The 22,477-nt window shown below is 42.0% G+C and carries 16 protein-coding genes and 1 tRNA gene; 7 read left to right on the forward strand and 10 right to left on the reverse strand.

Annotation, left to right across the window (positions count from 1 at the left end; all coding sequences use genetic code 11):
- Window positions 1-16 precede the first annotated feature (16 nt).
- Window positions 17-550, reverse strand: coding sequence for a cysteine peptidase family C39 domain-containing protein (locus AC4CU3_RS02395; RefSeq protein ID WP_279044182.1), 534 nt, complete (start codon window positions 548-550; stop codon window positions 17-19).
- Between the two features lie 140 nt (window positions 551-690).
- On the opposite strand from AC4CU3_RS02395, the gene AC4CU3_RS02400 reads away from it, so the two are divergent.
- The 7 genes from AC4CU3_RS02400 (at window position 691) to AC4CU3_RS02430 (ending at window position 11,679) form a co-directional block, all read left to right on the forward strand.
- The gene (locus AC4CU3_RS02400) at window positions 691-1,545 is read left to right on the forward strand and encodes a DUF4062 domain-containing protein (RefSeq protein ID WP_279044184.1); all 855 of its coding nucleotides are present in this window, start codon (window positions 691-693) and stop codon (window positions 1,543-1,545) included.
- 190 nt (window positions 1,546-1,735) lie between these two features.
- The gene (gene ahcY / locus AC4CU3_RS02405) at window positions 1,736-3,118 is read left to right on the forward strand and encodes an adenosylhomocysteinase (RefSeq protein ID WP_010326383.1); all 1,383 of its coding nucleotides are present in this window, start codon (window positions 1,736-1,738) and stop codon (window positions 3,116-3,118) included.
- 184 nt (window positions 3,119-3,302) lie between these two features.
- Complete coding sequence (gene metF, locus AC4CU3_RS02410; RefSeq protein ID WP_279044186.1) at window positions 3,303-4,139, forward strand: methylenetetrahydrofolate reductase [NAD(P)H]; 837 nt, start codon at window positions 3,303-3,305, stop codon at window positions 4,137-4,139.
- A 40-nt stretch (window positions 4,140-4,179) separates the two neighbouring features.
- Window positions 4,180-4,896, forward strand: a complete 717-nt coding sequence (locus AC4CU3_RS02415) for a 16S rRNA (uracil(1498)-N(3))-methyltransferase (RefSeq protein WP_234303802.1) — start codon at window positions 4,180-4,182, stop codon at window positions 4,894-4,896.
- Between the two features lie 180 nt (window positions 4,897-5,076).
- Window positions 5,077-7,953 (forward strand): EAL domain-containing protein, encoded by a 2,877-nt coding sequence (locus tag AC4CU3_RS02420; protein ID WP_279044187.1) that lies wholly within the window; start codon window positions 5,077-5,079, stop codon window positions 7,951-7,953.
- A 139-nt stretch (window positions 7,954-8,092) separates the two neighbouring features.
- Window positions 8,093-10,372, forward strand: coding sequence for an NADP-dependent malic enzyme (locus AC4CU3_RS02425; protein WP_279044188.1), 2,280 nt, complete (start codon window positions 8,093-8,095; stop codon window positions 10,370-10,372).
- Window positions 10,373-10,455: 83 nt separating this feature from the next.
- On the forward strand, window positions 10,456-11,679 hold the full coding sequence (locus AC4CU3_RS02430; protein WP_279044190.1) for a multifunctional CCA addition/repair protein: 1,224 nt from the start codon (window positions 10,456-10,458) through the stop codon (window positions 11,677-11,679).
- Between the two features lie 52 nt (window positions 11,680-11,731).
- Here the strand turns inward: AC4CU3_RS02430 and epmA are convergent, their stop codons facing one another.
- The 9 genes from epmA to lldP form a co-directional block, all read right to left on the reverse strand.
- Window positions 11,732-12,715 (reverse strand): EF-P lysine aminoacylase EpmA, encoded by a 984-nt coding sequence (epmA, locus tag AC4CU3_RS02435; protein ID WP_279044192.1) that lies wholly within the window; start codon window positions 12,713-12,715, stop codon window positions 11,732-11,734.
- Window positions 12,712-13,779 carry a 4-phosphoerythronate dehydrogenase gene (locus AC4CU3_RS02440; protein ID WP_279044193.1) on the reverse strand — a complete coding sequence of 356 codons (1,068 nt, stop codon included), beginning with the start codon at window positions 13,777-13,779 and terminating at the stop codon, window positions 12,712-12,714. Before AC4CU3_RS02440 ends, epmA begins: the two co-directional genes overlap by 4 nt.
- 303 nt (window positions 13,780-14,082) lie before the next feature.
- Complete coding sequence (locus AC4CU3_RS02445; RefSeq protein ID WP_005399757.1) at window positions 14,083-14,352, reverse strand: hypothetical protein; 270 nt, start codon at window positions 14,350-14,352, stop codon at window positions 14,083-14,085.
- 128 nt (window positions 14,353-14,480) lie between these two features.
- Window positions 14,481-14,571, reverse strand: a tRNA-Ser gene (locus AC4CU3_RS02450).
- 87 nt (window positions 14,572-14,658) lie between these two features.
- Complete coding sequence (locus AC4CU3_RS02455; protein ID WP_279044199.1) at window positions 14,659-16,695, reverse strand: NADPH-dependent 2,4-dienoyl-CoA reductase; 2,037 nt, start codon at window positions 16,693-16,695, stop codon at window positions 14,659-14,661.
- Between the two features lie 189 nt (window positions 16,696-16,884).
- Window positions 16,885-18,579 carry a D-lactate dehydrogenase gene (dld, locus tag AC4CU3_RS02460; RefSeq protein WP_279044195.1) on the reverse strand — a complete coding sequence of 565 codons (1,695 nt, stop codon included), beginning with the start codon at window positions 18,577-18,579 and terminating at the stop codon, window positions 16,885-16,887.
- 250 nt (window positions 18,580-18,829) lie between these two features.
- Window positions 18,830-19,984: an FMN-dependent L-lactate dehydrogenase LldD gene (lldD, locus tag AC4CU3_RS02465; RefSeq protein ID WP_058869297.1), complete on the reverse strand. Its 1,155-nt coding sequence runs from the start codon at window positions 19,982-19,984 to the stop codon at window positions 18,830-18,832.
- Window positions 19,985-19,986: 2 nt separating this feature from the next.
- Window positions 19,987-20,730: a transcriptional regulator LldR gene (gene lldR, locus AC4CU3_RS02470; RefSeq protein WP_004694009.1), complete on the reverse strand. Its 744-nt coding sequence runs from the start codon at window positions 20,728-20,730 to the stop codon at window positions 19,987-19,989.
- A 32-nt stretch (window positions 20,731-20,762) separates the two neighbouring features.
- Entirely contained in the window at window positions 20,763-22,430 is a 1,668-nt protein-coding gene (lldP, locus tag AC4CU3_RS02475) for an L-lactate permease (protein WP_171054209.1), read from the reverse strand.
- Between the last annotated feature and the right edge of the window lie 47 nt (window positions 22,431-22,477).

Here is a 22,477-nt window from a genome sequence, read left to right on the forward strand (position 1 = left end):
CGTCTTCTTTTCATGTTTATTGTGCTGTTTCCATGCGAGCACTTGAATGATCAAGCACGATCACTTGTCGGCAGATGCCCTCGACTTGACGTTGCTGTTCAAATACAGATGCAGGCATCGCATCAAAACTATCAAAGAAACAGATTTCCTGCTCATCTATAGAATAAACCAGTGAATGGTTTCCGACGTCTTCTAAAGTATCGTAATAGACAATGATAAATTTATTTTGCTCAAATGCCTGTTGAATTTGTTGGTAATTGATGGCCGCTAAAACTGGCAGCTTTAGTTGCTCAGCTTCTGCATAACTCAATTTTTCTTGTGCTTGAAGCTCTGTGTCTTCATCAGTATAAAATTGAACATCAAAGCCAAATTTCTTTAATCCAACTGCCAAGCCAATGGTTGTCGTTCCGTTTTCTGCATCATAACCACAGACCTCTATCAACTGTTCAATATCCGCATCGATATATAAATGTTGGAGTAGCATCCATACCGCATAAATACCGCCATTGGCTTCAAGGTTCATTAAGGATTCAGGGATATTCACGGCCATAACACAATTCAAAAAAGATGATTGTATTGATAATAAACAAAATGACTTGAACTCGAAATTAAATAATTATTTCAATTTATGGAAACCGTATAAATTTCAGATATATTAACTGTAAATAATCAAATTTCAGAAAATTAGAAATGGCATATCAAGCTACAATTTTAAATGTAATGATCGCATCCCCAAATGATGTCTCAGAAGAAAGACAACTAGTACGTGATGCAATTTATGAGTGGAATGCGATTCACTCAAAACAATTTGGTGTAATGCTAAATCCTGTTGGCTGGGAAACGCATGTCGCACCAGAAATGGGTGGTAGACCGCAAGAAATAATCAATAAACGAATTTTAGAAGATTCAGATATTTTATTGGGAATATTTTGGACTCGCTTAGGCACTGAAACTGGCGAATATGTGAGTGGTACTGTCGAAGAAATTTCAAGACATATCGCATCTCAGAAACTAACCTCCATTTATATTTGTGACAGACCAATACCACCAAGTAAAATTACTGATCAATATCAAAAACTACAAGTACAAATTAGGGAATGGATGCCGAATGGAGTATTAGAATTTTATAATGATCTATTAACTTTTAAACAAAAAATTAAAGATCATATAACACTACAATTACAAAATAACGAATATATTCACAATCTTTTAGATAACTCATCATTTGAAAACGAAGCACCATCCTCAAATAAACATTCAATTGAACCTACAGAAGAAATGGTTCAGATTTTATTAAATGCTGGAAAAAATAACGATGATATTCAATTCATTAGAACTATGGGTGGAGTTCTTTTTAATGTTGGAAATTTAAATATGCATTTAACAGAAGGTAGAGAGCTAGCTAAATGGCAACATACCATAGAAAATTTGGTCAGCTATGGCCTATTGAAAGACAGAGGTTATAAAAATGAATTATTTTATTTAACTAATGATGGCTGGAATGCTTTTGATCAATTAAATACTCAACTAGAAGAAAATCAATAATCTTAACTTTTTAAGCTTGGAACACTTTTAGAATCCAAGTACAATACTTCGCTAGTCGAGGGATGCTGCGACTTTTTCACAGGTACATAAATGTGAAATCGCTAGGCTCGACGATCCGGTTCAAATCCTTTTTGAATCAACAACGGCATCCGCGAACTGAATGATCAATTTTTTATATTAGGAGATCGTGATGAACGCGGTTACTGCTTCATTTACAGATTACAAAGTTGCTGATATTTCACTCGCTGACTACGGCCGTAAAGAAATCAAACTTGCTGAAGCAGAAATGCCAGCACTTATGGGCCTACGTAAGCGCTATGCTGCTGCAAAACCACTTGCTGGCGCAAAAATCCTTGGTTGTATTCACATGACCATTCAAACTGCGGTTCTTATTGAAACCCTAGTTGAATTAGGCGCAGAAGTTCGTTGGACCTCTTGTAACATCTTCTCTACTCAAGACCATGCTGCTGCGGCAATTGCGGCTTCTGGTGTACCTGTATTTGCTTGGAAAGGCGAAACAGAAGAAGAATACATGTGGTGTTTAGAACAACAAATCAATGTGAATGGCACGCCTTGGGATGCCAACATGATTTTGGATGATGGCGGTGACTTAACACTTCTTGTTCATGAAAAATATCCAGAAGTGATTGCAAAAATTCACGGTGTAACTGAAGAAACCACGACAGGTGTTCAACGTCTGTATGAAATGCTTCGTGATGGTACTTTGAAAGTTCCAGCAATCAACGTGAATGACTCTGTAACAAAGTCTAAAAACGACAACAAATACGGTTGCCGTCACTCACTGAATGATGCCATCAAACGTGGTACAGATATGCTTTTATCTGGCCGTCGTGCACTTGTTATTGGTTACGGTGACGTAGGTAAAGGTTCTGCACAATCACTTCGTCAAGAAGGCATGATTGTACGTGTAACTGAGGTAGATCCAATCTGTGCTATGCAAGCATGTATGGATGGTTACGAAGTTGTATCTCCATACAAAAATGGCGTACAGACTGGTAAAAAAGAAGACATCAATGTTGACCTTCTTCAAAATACTGATCTAATCGTAACAACAACAGGCAACTACCACGTATGTGACGCTGCAATGCTTGACTCATTAAAAGCAGGTGCAGTGGTGTGTAACATCGGTCACTTCGACACTGAAATCGACACCAACTACTTACGTGGTTACAAGTGGGTTGAAGTGAAGCCACAAGTACACCAAGTTTACCGTTCTGAAAATGATAGCGACTATTTGATTCTTCTTTCAGAAGGTCGTCTGGTTAACCTTGGTAACGCGACAGGTCACCCATCACGTATCATGGATGGTTCTTTTGCCAACCAAGTACTAGGTCAAATGCACTTGTTCGCTGAAAAATTTGCGGATCTTGCAGAAGATCAAAAACAAGCTGCGATTCGTGTAGAACTGCTTCCTAAGAAATTAGATGAAGAAGTTGCTGCAGCAATGGTTGCTGGTTTTGGTGGCGTCTTGACTCAATTGACTCAAGAACAAGCAGACTACTTAGGTGTAGCTGTTGAAGGTCCATTCAAGTCAGATGCTTATAAATACTAAGTTTTATATTTCCCCTCATCCTAGCCTTCTCCCAGTGGGAGAAGGGACTTTTCATTATTAATTCAATTTATAGTGAAAGTCCCCTCTCCTGTAAAGCGGGTTTTAAGCACTGCTGTAAATCTACGCGCAAGAGAGGGCTCGGAAGAGGTCTAAATAAAAAGCATTTATAAAAAAGGATTTGAACATGTCGAAACACATTCCTATTTCTTTTGAGTTTTTCCCGACCAAAACGGATGCGGGCGCAGAAAAACTGAAAGTTGTACACCAAGAATTACAGCTGCTCAACCCAGAGTTTTTCTCAATTACCTATGGTGCAGGCGGTTCAACCCGTGAACGCACCTTAGCAGCCATTGCAGAATTTAATGGTAAAGGCACACCTGTTGCCCCTCACTTGTCTTGTATTGGTGATGACAAAGCACGTATTGCTGAGTTACTCGACATTTATAAAGATCAAGGCATTGACCGTATTGTGGCGCTGCGTGGTGACTTACCTTCAGGTCAAGTTGGCCTAGGGGAACTACCTTATGCTACGGATTTGGTACGTTTTATCCGTGAACATTCGGGCGATCACTTCCATATTGAAGTTGCCGCTTATCCTGAAATGCATCCACAAGCAGAAAGCTTTGATTTAGACATTCAACGTTTTTGCGACAAAGCCAATGCAGGTGCGAATGCGGCACTGACTCAGTTCTTCTTTAATCCAGATGCCTACTTCTACTTTGTAGATCGCATTCAAAAAGAAGGCGTGAACATTCCAGTTGCACCAGGCATTATGCCAATTACCAATGCCAGCAACTTGATTCGCTTTGCAGATGGTACAGGCGCTGAGATTCCACGTTGGATTCGTAAGCAACTGGCAACTTATGGTGACGATACTGCCAGCATCAAAGCCTTCGGTCATGAAGTGATTGTGAAGCTTTGTGAACGCCTGATTGCAGGGGGCGCACCAAGTTTGCACTTCTACACCATGAACACGACTGACCCTACCCGTCAGCTTGTACTAGACCTCGGTTTAGCATAAGCATTTAAACTAGATTCACCCTATTTGAGAGTAAAACCGAATGCCTCGTTTTTTTATGGAAGCAGAACTCAATGTTGATCACACTGTCGAACTGACTGAAACTGTGTTTCACCACTGGGTAAAAGTTTTGCGTGCTCAAGTCGGTGAAACGGCTACCTTGTTTAATGGACAAGGCGGCGAATATGAAGTGACCTTAAGTGACGTTGCTAAAAAGTCAGCATCAGTTCAGGTCACTGCTTTTAACCCAACCAATCGTACACCTGCGTTTAAAACTTTACTCGGTCAAGTCATGAGTAAAGGTGATCGTATGGACTATGTCATTCAAAAGGCAGTTGAATTAGGCGTTTCCGAAATTCAACTATTAACGTCTGAACGTTGTGAAATGCGTTTGAAATATGACCGCGACCAAAAGAAGATCGATCATTGGCAAGGAATTGCCATCGCGGCATGTGAACAATGTGGCATGAACATTGTTCCCACTATCCATGCTCCAGTCAGCTTAGACAAATGGCTCGCATCTGAATTACCTGCGACGCGGCTTGTACTTGCCCCGAATAAAGAAAAATTCGACGTATTGGCAAATGCAACACCAAACATTGCTCTACTCATTGGGCCTGAAGGTGGTTTAAGTGAGGCTGAAATTACGACAGCCAATGACCACAGTTTTATCAGCTGGTGTATTGGTGAACGTGTATTACGTACTGAGACAGCGCCAGTCGTCGCTTTGTCGATCCTCAATTACAATTTAGTGATTTAAATCACATAAACAGCCGAGTCACCCTTTTGTTCTGTTAATATATTGATTATTATGTACAACAATATTACCCTTGACTTATATCAAAATATAAATTGATTGTGTTTTACACAATGCATTTAAATTTGAAAAAGACACAACACAACGCCATTGGGTCATAAAAAAAATAAGGTTTCGCGATTCATGCCAGATATTTCTACAGAAAATCTTGATCGGCACTTGCAGACTGCGCAAATATCGCATTCCATTAGCCATCTTCGTTTCCTCATCAGTAGTTTACTGATTCTTAATTTTTATATTTTCTGTGCATATCACTATAATTTTTCTCAAGATTCTTTTTATTTTAACCTGTGGTTTTTTATTTCCGAGTTTATTCTCAGTATTTTTTGGCTCGTGAACACCGTGTATTTCAACCCGAAAAATCACTCTGCCAAACATGCACACCGCTGGATTCAAGGCATCTGTTTAAGTATTGGTCTTTTGGTTGCAGCAGGCGTCGTATGTATCTACTACTACTTACCCAGCCTATCTGGCAATTTTAACTATACAAATGCCCTACTCTTATCTGCACTTTTAGTGATTGTCACACAGACCGTTTGCCTCACCTATTTAACGCAACGCATCAGTTATTTTTGTTTGGTTTTTATTCCGTCTATCACCCCTTATGTCCTCTCGCAATTTATCAACTTCGATGCCAATCATACTCTTTTTCACCTTGCTGTGAACTTTATTCTGATTGTGATTTTGCTCTGTGCCAATGCCACCAACCGTATTAATCAGCACTTATCCCGTCTCTCAATTAAAAATCGAGAGCTGAAAAAAGAAGCTGAAAAACAAGTCGCTTGGACCGATGATTTATGCAAGCAGTTACAAAACGAAGTGAATAAATCCAAAGAAATTGAACAACAGTTACAACTGAATAATCAATTGCTTGAGCAAAAAGTACGTGAACGAACCTTTGACGTAAATCAAATCAATAAAGACTTAAAAAATAAGCAAGAAAACCTATCGCTTGCCCATGAAATTTCAGGTATTCGTCCTTGGGATTGGAATATTAAAGATCGGCTCATTTCCTTGACCAATCACAAACAAGAAAAAGTACTTAAAAATTCCACAGAGCATCAACTTCAGCTTCAGTATCTAATTCATCCAAATGATATTGCCCCGTTTAAATCTGCAATGAAAAGTCATTTACGCGGTCATTCAGACCGCTATGAAGCCACTTATCGTGTGCAACACAATAACGGGAAATGGTACTGGGTACATGACACGGGACGCGTCATTGCTCGCGATCCAATCAATCAAAAACCGTTACAAATGGTCGGTATTCGACGCGATATTCAACATGAAAAAAGCAACCAAGAACGTCTTCGACTAGCAGCGAGCGTCCTTGAACAAGCTGAACAAGGGATTTTCATCTTAGATGAAGACCTGCGTTATATCGACGTAAATCCGTTCTTTGAGCGTTTGGCTGGCTTTGAAGCTGCACAAATTAATGGCAAACATCTGTTTGATATTGTTGCGAACTATAAGTCGCATCAACGCAGCACACATAACCAAATCATTGGACAGCTCCTAAAAAAAGGCGAATACGACGGTGAACTTAATGAAAAGTTCCTATCAGGCAAAGAGCTGTGTATTTGGATGCATCTGAATGCCATTACCGACGAGCAAGATCGTGTCACGCATTATATTGGTATCGTGTCCGATTTAACCGAGCGCAAACTACAAGAACAGCGTCTTTCCTATTTAGAAAACTACGATACACTGACCGATTTGCCCAACCGTTTTTACTATAACTATCAGCTTCATCAGTACTTGGTTTCTCAGCAAGACAGCATTAAACAACTGGCGATTATTCGACTCAATATTGACCGTTTCCGCCCATTGAATGAATTCTTAAGCAATAATGGCGGAGATGAACTGCTGCGCCAAGTTGCTCAGCGCCTTCGTTTAACCAATGCTGAAGCCTTGATAGTGGCTCACTTAAATGGTGACGATTTTGCAATTGTATATGAGGTCTCTCATATTCGCCCCTCCGTTCAGGAACATATTGATCGCATTAACAAAGCCTTTAGCCTACCTTTTGATATTTTTGGTCAAGAGCACATTATTACGCTTTCAATGGGGATTTCGCAGTACCCTGAACATGGTCGTCAACTGGACTACTTAAACAACTGTGCAGAACAAGCACTGAGTGAAGCAAAACGTTTAGGTGGAAATGCGACCAAGTTCTACAGCCTGAGTAATACCGTTGCATTGGAAGAAGGGATTTATTTAGAGCGCGATTTAAGACTGGCGATACAAAACAATGAGTTGGTGGTTTACTACCAACCCAAAATCAACTTTCACAATCAGAAAATTTATGGTTTTGAGGCGTTGGTACGCTGGAATCACCCAAGCAAAGGCATCGTGCCACCGGGCCTCTTCATTCCGATGGCAGAAAAAACCAGCTTAATTTCAGATATTGGCCGCATTGTAATTTTACAAACCGCTAAGCAAATCAAAGAATGGAATAAATTGGGTTTTGATAATATCTGCGTTTCGGTCAATGTGGTTGCCCAACAATTACAACGTGGACAGCTTTTAAAGGACTTAGATGAAGCCCTTGATCGATACAAAATCAGTGGCAGTAGCCTTGAATTAGAAATTACAGAATCCACTTTGGTTGAAAACTCGGAAGCGGTGAAGAACCTCCTTGAAACCATCAAATCGCGTGGCATTCATATTTCTTTAGATGACTTTGGCACAGGTTATTCATCGCTGTCTTATCTGACCGACTTTCCAATCGACACCTTAAAAATTGATCGAAGCTTCATTTCAAAAATTGGACACTGCAAACAAGAAGCTATTGTGAGCGCCATGATTGCCATGGGGAAAGCCATGGGTATGACCGTGGTGGCGGAAGGAATTGAGACCGAACAACAACTGAGTTACCTACAAAACTTAGAATGTGATATCGCGCAAGGTTATTTATTTTCCAAACCTCTTCCGCAGCTCGATGCTACCCAATATTTAAGAGATCATCTCGACACACCCTCGTATACATACTTAATATAAATCAGACTGTTTTAGCTCTAAGTTTGCCTTAAAAAGCACCAGCTATCACTGGGATATGCCTGCAACTAATGGTATATTCGGTCTTGTCTACTAAAAACTACCAGCTCCGCTGGCTAACCCACGCTACAAAGAGATTCAGATGGACGATCAATCATTAAAACAGCAAGCTTTGTATTATCACGAATTCCCATCCCCAGGGAAAATCAGCGTTACACCTAGCAAGCAGCTGGTCAACCAACACGATTTAGCCTTGGCGTATTCACCTGGTGTCGCAGCACCATGTCTTGAAATTGAAAAAGATCCTTCAAAAGCAGCGCTTTATACTGCTCGTGGGAACCTTGTTGCCGTGATCACAAATGGTACTGCCGTTTTGGGTCTAGGTAATATTGGTCCACTTGCTTCTAAACCTGTCATGGAAGGTAAAGGCGTTTTATTTAAAAAATTCGCAGGTGTTGATGTATTTGACATCGAAATTGCAGAAAATGATCCTGACAAAATTGTCGATATTGTTGCTGCATTAGAACCGACTTTTGGTGGTATCAACCTTGAAGACATCAAGGCACCAGAATGCTTCTATATTGAACAAAAACTTCGTGAACGTATGAATATCCCTGTGTTCCACGATGATCAGCATGGTACATCCATTATCGTTGGATCTGCTTTACTGAATGCTTTGCAATTGAATGGCAAAAAAATTGACGAAATTAAAATCGTCGCTTCAGGCGCAGGTGCTGCGGCTCTGTCTTGCCTAGATTTACTTTGTGCCATTGGTGCAAAAAAAGAAAATATTATTGTTGCAGACTCACGAGGTCTACTTACAACAAAACGTGAAGGTCTAGACGACTCTAAAAAACGTTATGTACAAGATGTTGAAGGCACTCAACTGTCTGACGTGATTGCAGGCGCAGACATGTTCCTCGGTTTATCTGCTGCGGGTATCTTAACTAAAGAAATGGTTAAGGTGATGGCGAAAGATCCAATTATTTTCGCACTTGCTAACCCAGATCCTGAAATTCTGCCTGAACATGCACACGAAGTTCGTGATGACGTGATCATGGCAACAGGTCGTTCAGATTATCCAAACCAAGTGAACAACGCACTTTGCTTCCCTTACATTTTCCGTGGTGCTCTTGATGTAGGCGCAACCACCATCAATGAAGAGATGAAAATTGCGTGCGTATATGCGATTGCGCGTATGGCACACATTGAAGCAGATGCGGCATCTTATGGTGAAAAATCTGCATCTTTTGGTCGTGATTACTTAATTCCACGCCCACTTGATCAGCGTCTGATTTTAGAAATTGCACCTGCTGTTGCACAAGCGGCCATGGATTCAGGTGTTGCAAGTCGTCCAATTCAAGACTTCTCTGCATACCGTCAACGTCTTTCTGAGTTTGTTTATAACTCAGCACTGATGATGAAACCTATTTTTGCTCAAGCAAAATCTGATCCGAAACGTATCGCTTATGCTGAAGGTGAAGACCTACGCGTACTTCGTGCAGTACAAATTGCAGTTGATGAAGATCTTGCAAAACCAATCTTAGTTGGTCGTACTGCGGTTATTGAAGCAAACATTAAAAAGTTAGGCTTACGTCTTGAACATGGTGTGAACATCACTATTGTGGATCAAGAAAAAAATCCTGACTACGAATTGTTTGCAGATGACTACTACACGCTTATGCAGCGTAAAGGTGTAACACCTGAATATGCACAACGTGAAGCACGTCGTCGTTCAACCTTGATCGCATCGATGTTAGTGAAACATGGTAAAGCAGACGGTATGCTATGTGGTACGTATTCAAGCTATGACATTCACTTAGACTTCGTTAAAAACATCATTGGTAAAAAAGAAGGTCACAACTCTTTCTTTACATTGAATGCTTTAATGCTTGAAGACCGTAACCTGTTCATTGCTGACACTTATGTCAACACCAACCCAACAGCTGAACAGCTGGCTGAAATGACAATTTTAGCCGCTGAAGAAGTACGTCGTTTTGGTATGACACCGCGTGTTGCTCTACTTTCTCACTCAAGCTTCGGTTCAGATCAAACTGATCCAAGCGCGCAAAAAATGCGTAAAGTGTTTGAAATTTTGACGCAAATCGCGCCAGAACTTGAAGTTGAAGGTGAAATGCATGCGGACGCGGCATTGGATGAAAACATCCGTAACTTTGCATACTCAAACTCGCGCTTCAAAGGTTCTGCGAATCTATTGATCATGCCAAACTTGGATGCAGCCAACATTTCATTTAACCTGTTAAAATCAACTTCAGGTAATAATGTTACCATTGGCCCTATCCTACTTGGCGCAGCGAAACCAGTTCATATTCTTACACCGACAGCAACAACACGTCGTTTAGTGAATATGACAGCGCTGACTGTAGCGGAAATTCAAGAAGCGGAGAAAAACGGCGACTAATTGTTTGTCGTTATACACGTATCTTGTGACTTGAGAAAACCTCTATTCTGTAGCATGATGGCTGCAAGAATAGAGGTTTTTTCATGCAAGTTTATTTAGTAGGCGGTGCGGTCCGAGATCAGCTTCTGGGTCACCCCTATCACGAAAAAGATTATGTAGTTGTCGGTGCAACGCCTGAACAACTGCTTGCCCAGGGTTTCCAACCTGTAGGTAAAGATTTTCCTGTTTTTTTACATCCTGAAACCAAAGATGAATATGCGCTTGCCCGTACTGAACGTAAGTCAGGGCATGGGTATCATGGCTTTGAGTTTTATACCGACACTACCGTTACCTTAGAACAAGATTTAATTCGACGTGACCTCACCATCAATGCTATTGCCATGGATGATGAAGGCACTCTGTATGACCCCTATGGCGGTCAACGCGATTTAGAGCTCCGTGTTTTAAGGCATGTTTCTGATGCTTTCGTAGAAGACCCGTTACGCGTCCTCCGTGTTGCACGATTTGCTGCACGTTATAAAACCCTAGGATTTACGGTGGCTGAAGAAACGTTGGCACTGATGCAACAACTCGCAGACTCAGGTGAACTTGAGGCACTGACACCTGAACGCGTTTGGAAAGAAACCTCTCGCGCTCTGATGGAAGATCATGCCGATGAATACTTTGAAGTACTACGTCGCTGTGGTGCTTTAAAAGTGCTTTTTCCAGAAATCGAGGCACTTTACGGTATTCCACAGCGCCCTGAATATCACCCTGAAATTGACTGTGGTATTCATACCATGATGTCATTGCAGCAAGCATGTCGTGCCAACTACGCACTGGATGTTCGTTTTGCTGTTTTAGTGCATGACTTAGGCAAAGCTTTGACACCTGTGGACGAGCTACCGCGTCATATCATGCATGAAGAACGTGGGGTCAAACCTGTGACAGAAGTGTGTGAACGTCTAAAAGTTCCAACGCAGATGAAGCAGCTCGCAATTACGGTCTGTAAAGAACATTTGAAATGTCATCAAGCTCTAACCTTAAAACCAGGTACTTTATGGCGCTTACTGCAACGCTTAGATGTACTACGCCGCCCAGAACGGGTTGAAGCCTTTGTACAGGCCTGTGAATGTGACTCACGTGGTCGTTTAGGGCTTGAAGATCGTGAATACCCACAATCTGCATATATTTTAAAGGTGATGGATGTTGTGCGAAATATCAAAGCGCAAGACCTACCTGCGGATATTAAAGGCCCGGATATCGGTGAAATGCTGATAGAACGTCGAATACACGCGATTGGAGAGCTAAAGGCTCAGTACAGTTAAAACTTGATCGACTCAAATAAAGCGCCACAATCGGCGCTTTATTTAATTTCACTTAAGAAATGGATGCGGGAAAGGTAATCACCTTTTCCAACTGCATGTGTTCTGTTGCAATCATTAACAAACGATCCACACCTAAAGCAATACCTGCACATGCCGTCATTTGAGGCAAAGCAGCCAATAAAAACTCATCGATCGGCATCACATGTAAGCCTAACTTTTCACGTTCAGTATTATCGGCTTCAAAACGCGACCGCAACACCTCCGCATCAATCAACTCATCATATGCATTGGCGAGTTCCAAACCTTCAATATACAGCTCAAAACGTGCTGCAACCAATTCATCGTCTTCATCCATTTTAGTTTTGGCAAGCGAAGCCAGCTCTGGTGGAAAATCGGTCAGAAACACTGGCGTATCAAAACCTAGACTTGGCTCTACAAAATGTGAAAAGAGCAAATCGATATAGCCAAGGCGGTCATCACCCAAGTCCAAATTTAAACCCACGCGGTTACAGCAGTTTTTTAACTCTCTCAAACTGGCTTGCAGAGGGTTCAAATCCAAACGATCTATAAACGCATGCTTATAGCTTAAAATGGTAGGACGAACTTCACCAAAACGCTGCTTTAATGTGACATTCAATAAATCTGTCACTTCAAACATCAAATCCTTCAAGCTGAAAGTCGGTCTATACCATTCCAGCATGGTAAATTCACTATTGTGTTTACGACCATGTTCATCATCACGGAAAACTTTACAGATTTGATAAATCGGCCCACTACCACTAGCCAATAAACGCTTCATGGCAAACTCAGGTGAGGTCTGCAAATAATGCGTTTGTTGCTTGCCTTGTACATGGCGCTGCGCTTGAACTGAAGCCAAATGCACATCGGTCACACCAGCTTGAGATAAAATCGGGGTTTCAACCTCAAGTACTTCACGTTCAGCAAAAAACTGACGAATTTGGCTGTACATTTGCGCACGAGCTCGCATAGCTTTTAAATCACAGGTTGGCTGATAATGGATCACGTCTTGACTCATACCTTCGGCCCTCCGTGTGCAGCCCATTCACGGCGTAGTGGATAGGTCTTTCTTAAATGATCAAAGGCTTTTTGATCAATCATGCCCTCTTTTAAGCAAGCACGTAAGGCTTGGTCATCCCGTGCAATCGGGTAGATTTCACTTAAATGCTGTTGAAGTGCAGATTTTAAATCTTGACCTTCAAAATATTGAGCACATACAGGTAACTGCGACTCGAAGCTTTTATGTGCTTCAAACTGAAAGGTCTTACAAAAGGCTTCATAAATCATTTGTGTACCACGCGCTTTACCTTCTAAGCTATAACCTGCGATATGTGGCGTCACTAGACTCACAGCTTTCAACACTTGTTCAGAAATCACAGGCTCATGTTCAAAGACATCTAATACCACTTTGCGCTGTGTTTTTTCGATGTCAGCCAATAAAGCTTGCTCTTCAATTACAGGTCCACGCGCAGAATTAATCAATATTGCTGTCGTTTTCATCGCAGCGAAAGCTTCGGCGTTGAACAGATGATAAGTTGGATTTGGTCCTGTTTTGGTTAAAGGTACATGCAATGAAATCGCATCGGCAGTACTTAATAAGGTATTAAAATCGACCTGCTGAATCGCATCTTTCTGCACAAAAGGATCATGGCCAATCACATTCCAGCCCAATAGTTTGGCCATATAAGCTAAACGAGAACCGACGTTTCCTAGACCAATGATCCCCAAAGTAAAATCATCCTCAGCGTTCAGCAATGCTGGCTTGAGATGGAGCAAAGCCGTAATCACATATTCAGCCACCGCCTGCGCATTACAACCTGCGGCATTCGCCCATTCAATATTCTGTTTTTCAATAGCGTCAATATCTAAATGGTCTGTACCAATGGTTGCACTCCCTACATATTGAAGTGTGGTGTTATTGATTAATGCTGGATTGACTTGAGTTACAGAACGCACCAACAGTGCTTTGGCATCTACAACATCGGCATGGGTTAAAGTACGCCCTGCTTTGTGCTCAACTTCACCAAATTCGGCAAAAAAATAATCGGTAAATGCGAGATTTTCATCTGCCACGATTTTCATAATGTTTTCCAACGCTTTGTTGGCTCTATGATAACCGTTGCACAAGCTCAACACTATGTTGCTCTGCAATACATCTGAATAAACAGTCACGATGTTTCATCTTCATGGTAAAAAACCGAATACTTTAAAGAATTTTTTAATATAGATTTACTTCGTTCAAAATACTGAAAAATATAAAGTCAACTCCGTAAACGCTATGATAGTACAAACAACTAGACAAATAATTTAATACTGTTATAAAAAAACCTTCTCCCAACATTTCAGAGAGAAGGCAAAACCTCAAGCAAGTAATAAGCGAGATAATTATTTAGATTTATAAGAGAGTTTCATCCCCACGATATAGCCTGTATTGTCCTCAAACTCGCCAACAATACGACGATCCGAAGTTTCACCTTCCGCATCACCAAACCACATATAGCGACCACCTACGCTGAAAGCCATTTTTTGACTAATATTGTATTTAGCAGCCAAACCCGCACCCCAATAACCCTTCACAGGACCTAAAGTTGGTGCGGGGTCACCTGCACCTGAGTCCCATAAACCAGAGACTGCAATTGCTAAATTTGGCGACAATTGTTTGCCTAACTCCTAAAAGTTGAGACTTTCAATCACACGGCTATTTTTTTATCAGTAATATGGATTAATTTGTGAGAAAAATATGAAAAAAAAGCCCCCTGTAACTACAGAGGGCTTTTAAAATTTGGCGGAAGCGGTGAGATTCGAACTCACGGAGGGGTATAAGCCCTCGTCGGTTTTCAAGACCGGTGCATTAAACCGCTCTGCCACGCTTCCATGTGCGCCATCATACGGAGCTTTTGTTTTGATGACAAGTAAAACTTACTGTCAAAGCAACCAACTGCATATTGTTTCATCAAAAACTTATAATTTCGAAGCGATTTCTGCACCTTCGCGAATCGCACGCTTCGCATCTAACTCAGCCGCCAGTTTAGCACCACCAATAATGTGATAATTCGCGAGTGTATTTTGCTCAGCGCTTGGCATTAAGTCTTTCACTGACTCCTGCCCAGCACACACGACGATAGTATCGACACGGAGCAATTGATCTTGTCCTGCCATATCGACCCAAAGCCCTTCATTAGTCACAGCTTTGTACTGAACCCCACGCAACATACGTACTGCATGCTTTTTCAACTGTGCGCGGTGTACCCAACCCGAGGTTTTACCCAAACCTGCTCCAAGTGCAGAGGTTTTACGTTGTAATAAATAAATCTCACGAACAGGCGGATGAACTTCTGCGGCTTGCGTGCCTCCTTCAGAAACATAATTCGGGTTTGGATCTACACCCCATTCACGTTGCCAATCTGCAAGCGGTTGTGGCTGAGGTTGATGCTCTGGTTTCAATAAATACTCAGACACATCAAAACCAATCCCTCCAGCACCAATCACCGCAACTTTTCGACCGACAGGTGCGCCGCGTAACACTTCTGCATAAGACAAGACTTGCGGTGAATCACTCCCTTCAATACGTAATGCACGTGGCACAACACCCGTGGCAATGATAATTTCTTCAAAGCCTTCACGCTCAAGCTGCTCACGATTCACCTTGGTGTTTAAACGTAAGTCGACTCCCGTTTTTTCAATCTGTACTTTGAAATAACGAATGGTTTCATGAAACTCTTCTTTACCGGGCACAACTTTTGCCAAGTTGAACTGTCCACCCACTTCATGACTTGCTTCAAACAATGTCACTTGGTGTCCACGACTGGCTGCAACCGTCGCAGCTGACATCCCTGCGACACCACCACCCACTACCGCAACTCGTTTCGGTTGTTTCGCCTTCAAATAAACCAACTCTGTTTCAAACGCTGCACGCGGGTTGACCAAACAGGTTGCACGTTGGTTTTTAAAAGTATGATCTAAGCATGCTTGGTTACAAGCGATACACGTATTGATCTCATCAACACGATTGGTCGCTGTTTTATTCACCCAAAAAGCATCAGCCAATAACGGACGTGCCATTTGCACCATATCCGCTTTGCCCGATGCCAAAATCTCTTCCGCGGTATCTGGCATGTTAATACGGTTTGAGGCAATCACTGGCACAGCCACGTGCTTTTTCACTTCCGCAGTATAGTCAACAAAAGCAGCACGTGGTACCGAAGTCACAATAGTTGGAATCCGCGCTTCATGCCAGCCAATCCCTGTATTCAATAAGGTAATGCCTGCTTTTTCTAGTGCTTGCGCAATCGTAACCACTTCTTTCATGGTATTGCCATCATGCACCAAATCGAGCAATGACAAACGGAAGCAAATAATAAATTTTTCGCCGACTTGTGCACGTATTCCTTTAACGATTTCGACCGCAAAACGCATACGGTTTTCAATCGGCCCACCCCAACGGTCTTCACGTTGGTTCACATGACGGCTTAAGAATTGATTCAGTAAATAACCTTCTGAACCCATAATTTCTACACCATCATAGCCCGCCTTTTTGGCAAGACTGGCACAGTTAACATAGTCATCAATGGTATTCAAAATTTGCTTTTCAGACATTTGACGCGGTTTAAATGGCGAAATTGGCGATTTAATTGGGCTCGCAGAAACAACAAAGGGTTGGTAACCATAACGTCCAGCATGCAAAATTTGCATTAAAATTTTTGCACCATGCTTATGTACGGCATGAGTCACTAAACGATGTGGAGCAATATCCCCCAGCGTATTCATCGTACCGCCCGCAGGAAGGAGCCAACCTTGACGGTTTGGAGAAATCCCGCCTGTAATGATCAGACCAACACCGCCTTTAGCACGCTCACCGAAGTATGCTGCCAATTTTGGATAATTATAAAAACGATCTTCCAAGCCCGTATGCATGGAGCCCATCACCACACGGTTTTTAATGGTGGTAAAACCCAAATGTAAGGGTTTTAAAATATGTGCATAGCTATTGGTTGTCATCATGAATCCTTATCTTTGGCTTTGCAACTTGTTGCATACTACTTTAGCTGTTTTTTAAAATATTGGGATGACAATTTATAAAAAATTCTTGGCATCTACGGTCAATTCAACTGAGCTCTCAAAAACATATGACAATAAAAAAACCAGTGACGTTGCCCTCACTGGTTTAGTTTTTTAGACCAAAGCCTTTTACTGCCAATGCTTCAGCTTACTGGTTTGACCAATGCCCACATTAAAACTATTGGTAGGATCAAGCTTTTCATAATGCGTTCGTAGTGCAGGTTTTGCTACATATAAATGTCCGACATTATGCTCGGCTGGGTATTCCGCCCCACGTGCATCCAGTAAATGCCACATTTGGTGTTCCATCGCCAAGGGATCCACGCCCTTTTTCACAATATAGTCCTGATGAAACACATGACATAAAAAGTGACCATAATAGAGTTTATGAACAATCAGATCATCCATCTCTTTGGGTAAGGTTTCCACCCACTCTCGATCATTCCGACGCAATGCGATATCCAGAGCCACAATATCTTCAACTTCTGAACGGTGCGTATCCCGATAGCGAATTGCTGCACCTGCAACAGCAAAACGATGTAAAAATGCTTTACGTCCTTCTTCCTCGCTACAGTGGAAAAAATCACCTGAGCTTTTATCTTGGAAATAACGTTTTAAAAAGCTTTCAACTTGCTCGACATCTTGATTTTCAATCCGAATAACCAAATGATGTTCATACAGATCACGGAAGGCATTCATCCGTTTCGGTAAATGATTGGGCAAAAATTTGGTGATCAATTGCAGGACTTTATCTGACAGTCCTTTCATACCAAATTTTTCTAAGTACACATCGACCTTATCTTTCATTGCAAATGCAGCAGGTACTTTGGCTGTACCGAGTTTTTCAATAAACATAAAGGTGTCTTTACCGTACTCTGCCCCAATGTCATAAGCCACGCGATGAATGTATTCCCCTGCAATCGGCAATCGCGGCAAATCTTTTAGTAAAAAACGGCGGATTTCAGTCAAATCATCATGTGAGTTTGTACCGACGTAAAATACCTGACTTGGAATTTTTTCAAAGGTATCCAAACGTACGGCAAAAACACACACTTTACCTGCCGAACCCGATGCTTCATATAAACGAGACGGATCCGCATTAAAACGTGCAGGCGTATTTTCATCAACTTGTTTAACATCATGTCCATAACGATGGTCCGATGCGCAACAGCCTGAGTTATTGATAATATCGCCGATTTGATAATTTTTCGTTTCAAGCTTGCTTAGAATTTCTTCAGGTGTTTCTCCGAGATTTACCCCTAAATGATTCACCAACTCTAACTGACCATCATCATTGACACGAGCATACAATGCCAGCTCAGTATAAGCAGGACCACGGCGCACCAAAGCACCGCCTGAGTTATTACAGACGCCACCTAAAACTGAAGCTCCAATACACGATGAACCAATCACCGAGTGTGGCTCCCGATTAAATGGCACCAATTCTTTTTCAAGTCGATCTAGCGTTGCGCCGGGTAGACAAATCACTTGCTGACCGTCATTAATGACCTGAATGCCAACCAAACGACGCGTGCTGATCAGTACCACAGGACGGTCATAATCATCGCCAAAAGGCGTTGAACCACCGGTCAAACCTGTATTGGCTGCTTGCATAATCACAATACAATCTGCATCAACAGCCGCTTGCAATACTTGCCACTGTTCCAGTAATGACCCCGGTGCAACAACAGCGAGTACTTTCCCTGCACCGTAACGACGACCTTGGCGGTATAAACGTGTGTCTTTATCGTCAGTTAAAACGTGTTGTTTACCAACGATATTTATTAAGTTTTCAATAACGTATTGTGGAGATCGAGGGTTCATATTTGTTATTTCCAATGATTATAATCCCCCTAAATCCCCCTTTTCCAAAGAGGGACTTTTTCTTTACCTTAGGCATTTAAAGTAAAAGAAAAATTATTTATACCTGCAACATAAATTCTAATCGGTATAACTCCTCCCTTTTAAAGGGAGGTTGGGAGGGATTATATAAATAGCAATAATCACGGTATTGATGTAAATACCTATTGAATGCCCGTTTACCGTGTGAGAACGCTTCTACTGATATAATGAATTACTCAGCCAATTCTTTCTCTAACTTCACCAAACAATCTGAAGTAATATCAGCAATGGTTTTTGCACCTGTTAAGGTCATAGCAACACGCATTTCTTTATCAATCAATTCTAAAAGATTTGAAACACCTTCACCGCCTGCTGCACCTAAAGCATAAACAAAGGCACGACCAAGCATACACGTGTCTGCACCCAACGCCAGCATACGCACAACATCTAGACCATTACGAATACCCGAATCCGCAAGGATTTTAATATCACCTTTGACTGCATCTGCAATTGGTGGAAGTGCGCGTGCAGAAGATAAAACGCCATCGAGCTGACGACCACCATGGTTTGAAACCACAATCCCATCTGCACCGAAACGCACTGCATCTTTGGCATCTTCAGGATCCAAAATTCCTTTAATGACCATTGGCCCATCCCAAAACTCACGAATCCACTCAAGGTCTTTCCACGAAATAGACGGATCGAAGTTAGAACCTAACCAACCAATATAATCTTCTAGACCTGTAGGCTTACCTAAGTATTTAGAAATATTGCCCAAGTCATGCGGACGTCCCATCATGCCGACATTCCACGCCCAGTGTGGGTGGAAACACGACTGCATATAACGGCGCATTGCTGCATTTGGGCCACTCATACCCGAGTGGGCATCACGGTAGCGCGCGCCCGGAACAGGCATATCCACGGTAAACACCAAGGTTGAACAGCCTGCCGCTTTAGCACGTTCCAAGGCATTTTTCATAAAACCACGGTCACGCAGTACATAAAGCTGAAACCACATTGGACGTTGAATCGCAGGTGCAACTTCCTCAATTGGACACACTGAAACGGTAGACAGTGTAAACGGAATACCCTTTTTATCTGCAGCGACCGCAGCTTGAACTTCACCGCGGCGTGCATACATGCCTGTTAAACCCACAGGAGATAATGCAACAGGCATCGACAAAGTTTCATCAAACAGTTTGGTCTCTAAACTTAACTGTGACATGTCGTTCAGTACACGCTGGCGCAAAGCAATTTTTGATAGATCTTCTACATTACGCTTCAGGGTATATTCTGCATACGCACCACCATCGATGTAATGGAATAAAAATGGTGGTAAACGACGTCGTGCCGCTTCACGGTAGTCATTGGCAGAAGAAATAATCATGCTTATATCCTGTTTAATCGACTGGCGCGCTGACGACGAGCTTCTTCCTCATCAATCATTCGCACCTGTTGTACTACAAACTCAATGTGTCCACAGACTGCTTTACGTGCAGCTTCTGGATCACGACGTTCAATTGCATTCATGACTTGAAAGTGCTGATCATGCAATTGATCAAAACGGTGTGCTTCGCTATAGACTTTTCGACGTCCCAAAGCGACGTTGAACTGCAACAAATCGAACAGACCACGCATCATCTGAATCAAAACCAAATTATGAGAGGCTTCAGCAATCGCCAAATGAAATTTCGCATCTGCACGAGCCGCCTCATCATCATTTCCCAAAGCCTGAAAATGGTTAATCTGGTCATAATGATGTCGGATATTCACCAGATCTTCTTGGGTTGCGCGTTGTGCTGCATACCAAGTTGTTCCACCTTCTAAAATAATGCGCGCCTCTTGCACATCAAATCGATAGGCAGGATCCTCACTCATCAAATTACTAATCGGTTGTACGATTTGATAACTGGACCACGTTGCTGGTAATTGTTTTAAAAAAGTCCCCGCCCCCACTTTGCTGACCAACATACCCATGCTGGTCAACTGCGAAATGGCCTCTCTTAAAGAAGAGCGAGAGACTTGAAGCTGTTCACACAGTTTTCTTTCAGCAGGCAGACGGTCTCCAACTTGCATATTGCTTTGTTCAATCAATACACGCAGGCTTTGTACAGCTTTATCGGAGACTTTCATCTGCTTTCCTTAACGTTGATACACAATTTGTGTTATGGAATCATCCATGGGAACACATAGGCTTGTAGAGTAATCATAATACCCATCATAATTGTGAACGTTATACTGTGTTTTAAGGTAAAACGGAATAAATCAGACTCTTTACCAACCAGTCCTACCGCCGCACACGCAATCGCAATCGATTGAGGTGAAATCATCTTACCGGTCACACCACCACTGGTATTTGCTGCCACCAGTAAAACTTCTGGCACACCAATTTGCTGAGCCGTAGTGGCTTGAAGTGCTGAAAACAGTGCATTGGCAGAAGTATCTGAACCCGTGAGGAATACACCCAACCAACCCAAGAAAGGCGAGAAGAACGTAAATGCTGAACCTGTATGTGCAAGGGCCAAAGCCAAGGTCGAAGACATACCCGAATAGTTTGCGATAAAAGCAAAAGACAACACCATACCAATTGAATAAATGGGAACTTTCAACTCATTCAGAGTTTCACCAAAAGTTACCACAGCATCTTTCGGTTTCATCTTCAAATAGGCAATGGTGATCAATGCTGCAATAAAGATCGCGGTTCCTGTTGCCGAGATCCAATCAAACTTGTAAATCGCGTCATAATCTTTAATTTCAGCAACCACTGGTGGCATTTTTTGAATCATTTGATGCAAAAATGGCACTTTGATTGAAATCACTAAATCATGCAATGCACCGTCTTTGGCAAATAAGTCCTTAAACGGTTTCACACTCCAGATCGTCACCATCACAGTTAAAATCGCGAAAGGAGACCATGCTTTTGCAATTTGTCCTACAGTGTATTTTTGCTGTTTTTGTGCAGCCACATCTTCACTCATCGTTGCGTCTTGATCTGCAAAACGGAAAATGTGCTTCGGCTGCCAGTATTTAAACAAAATTGTTAAAGAAACCAAGGATGCAATTGCAGCCGTAATATCGGGTAATTCTGGACCAACAAAGTTAGAAGTTAAGTATTGTGCAATTGCAAAGCTACTTGCACCTACCACAACTGCTGGCCATGTTTCTTTAACACCGCGCCAGCCGTCCATGATTGCCATAATCCAGAACAACACGATTGGCACCATAAATGGTAGCTGACGGCCCACCATTTGGCTGATTTCCATCGTATCAACACCAGAGACTTGTCCAGCAACAATAATTGGAATACCCATTGCACCAAAAGCCACAGGTGCTGTGTTTACGATTAGACAGAGACCTGCTGCATATAACGGTTTAAAGCCTAAACCGACTAATAATGCTGCGGTAATCGCCACAGGAGCACCAAAGCCTGCAGCACCCTCTAAGAAAGTACCGAAAGCAAAACCCACCAACAGCATTTGTAAGCGCTGATCTTCAGTAATTGAGAGAATAGAAGAACGAATGATGTCAAACTGGCCTGTCTTCACTGAAATTTTATACAGGAATACCGCACCAATAATGATCCATGCAATCGGCCATAAACCGTAGAGGAAACCATAAGCCATCGATGCGAATGCCATCAGCACCGGCATCTTATAGGCAAATAAAGAGACAAGAAGTGCAAGTACAACAGTGATCGTACCTGCCACACTGCCTTTTAAACGAAATACCGCGAGCGCCAAAAAGAAGAATATAATCGGAATCAGTGCAATTAGACTTGAAATCCAAATATTCCCCATCGGGTCATACATTTGCTGCCATTGAAGCATTGTCATCTCCTTGAAATGCTTACTAAGATTTAATTTTGAGCATATTATTGGCA

This window comes from Acinetobacter sp. 802_lipA (assembly GCF_058242885.1).

What these genes read in the sequence shown, in the direction of transcription:
- AC4CU3_RS02395 (WP_279044182.1), bottom strand. Translation starts at nt 550, where the DNA reads ATGGCCGTGAATATCCCTGAATCCTTAATGAACCTTGAAGCCAATGGC.
- lldP (WP_171054209.1), bottom strand. Translation starts at nt 22,430, where the DNA reads ATGACAATGCTTCAATGGCAGCAAATGTATGACCCGATGGGGAATATT.
- ahcY (WP_010326383.1), top strand. Translation starts at nt 1,736, where the DNA reads ATGAACGCGGTTACTGCTTCATTTACAGATTACAAAGTTGCTGATATT.
- AC4CU3_RS02400 (WP_279044184.1), top strand. Translation starts at nt 691, where the DNA reads ATGGCATATCAAGCTACAATTTTAAATGTAATGATCGCATCCCCAAAT.
- metF (WP_279044186.1), top strand. Translation starts at nt 3,303, where the DNA reads ATGTCGAAACACATTCCTATTTCTTTTGAGTTTTTCCCGACCAAAACG.
- AC4CU3_RS02415 (WP_234303802.1), top strand. Translation starts at nt 4,180, where the DNA reads ATGCCTCGTTTTTTTATGGAAGCAGAACTCAATGTTGATCACACTGTC.
- AC4CU3_RS02420 (WP_279044187.1), top strand. Translation starts at nt 5,077, where the DNA reads ATGCCAGATATTTCTACAGAAAATCTTGATCGGCACTTGCAGACTGCG.
- lldR (WP_004694009.1), bottom strand. Translation starts at nt 20,730, where the DNA reads ATGAAAGTCTCCGATAAAGCTGTACAAAGCCTGCGTGTATTGATTGAA.
- epmA (WP_279044192.1), bottom strand. Translation starts at nt 12,715, where the DNA reads ATGAGTCAAGACGTGATCCATTATCAGCCAACCTGTGATTTAAAAGCT.
- AC4CU3_RS02440 (WP_279044193.1), bottom strand. Translation starts at nt 13,779, where the DNA reads ATGAAAATCGTGGCAGATGAAAATCTCGCATTTACCGATTATTTTTTT.
- dld (WP_279044195.1), bottom strand. Translation starts at nt 18,579, where the DNA reads ATGAACCCTCGATCTCCACAATACGTTATTGAAAACTTAATAAATATC.
- lldD (WP_058869297.1), bottom strand. Translation starts at nt 19,984, where the DNA reads ATGATTATTTCTTCTGCCAATGACTACCGTGAAGCGGCACGACGTCGT.
- AC4CU3_RS02455 (WP_279044199.1), bottom strand. Translation starts at nt 16,695, where the DNA reads ATGACAACCAATAGCTATGCACATATTTTAAAACCCTTACATTTGGGT.
- AC4CU3_RS02425 (WP_279044188.1), top strand. Translation starts at nt 8,093, where the DNA reads ATGGACGATCAATCATTAAAACAGCAAGCTTTGTATTATCACGAATTC.
- AC4CU3_RS02430 (WP_279044190.1), top strand. Translation starts at nt 10,456, where the DNA reads ATGCAAGTTTATTTAGTAGGCGGTGCGGTCCGAGATCAGCTTCTGGGT.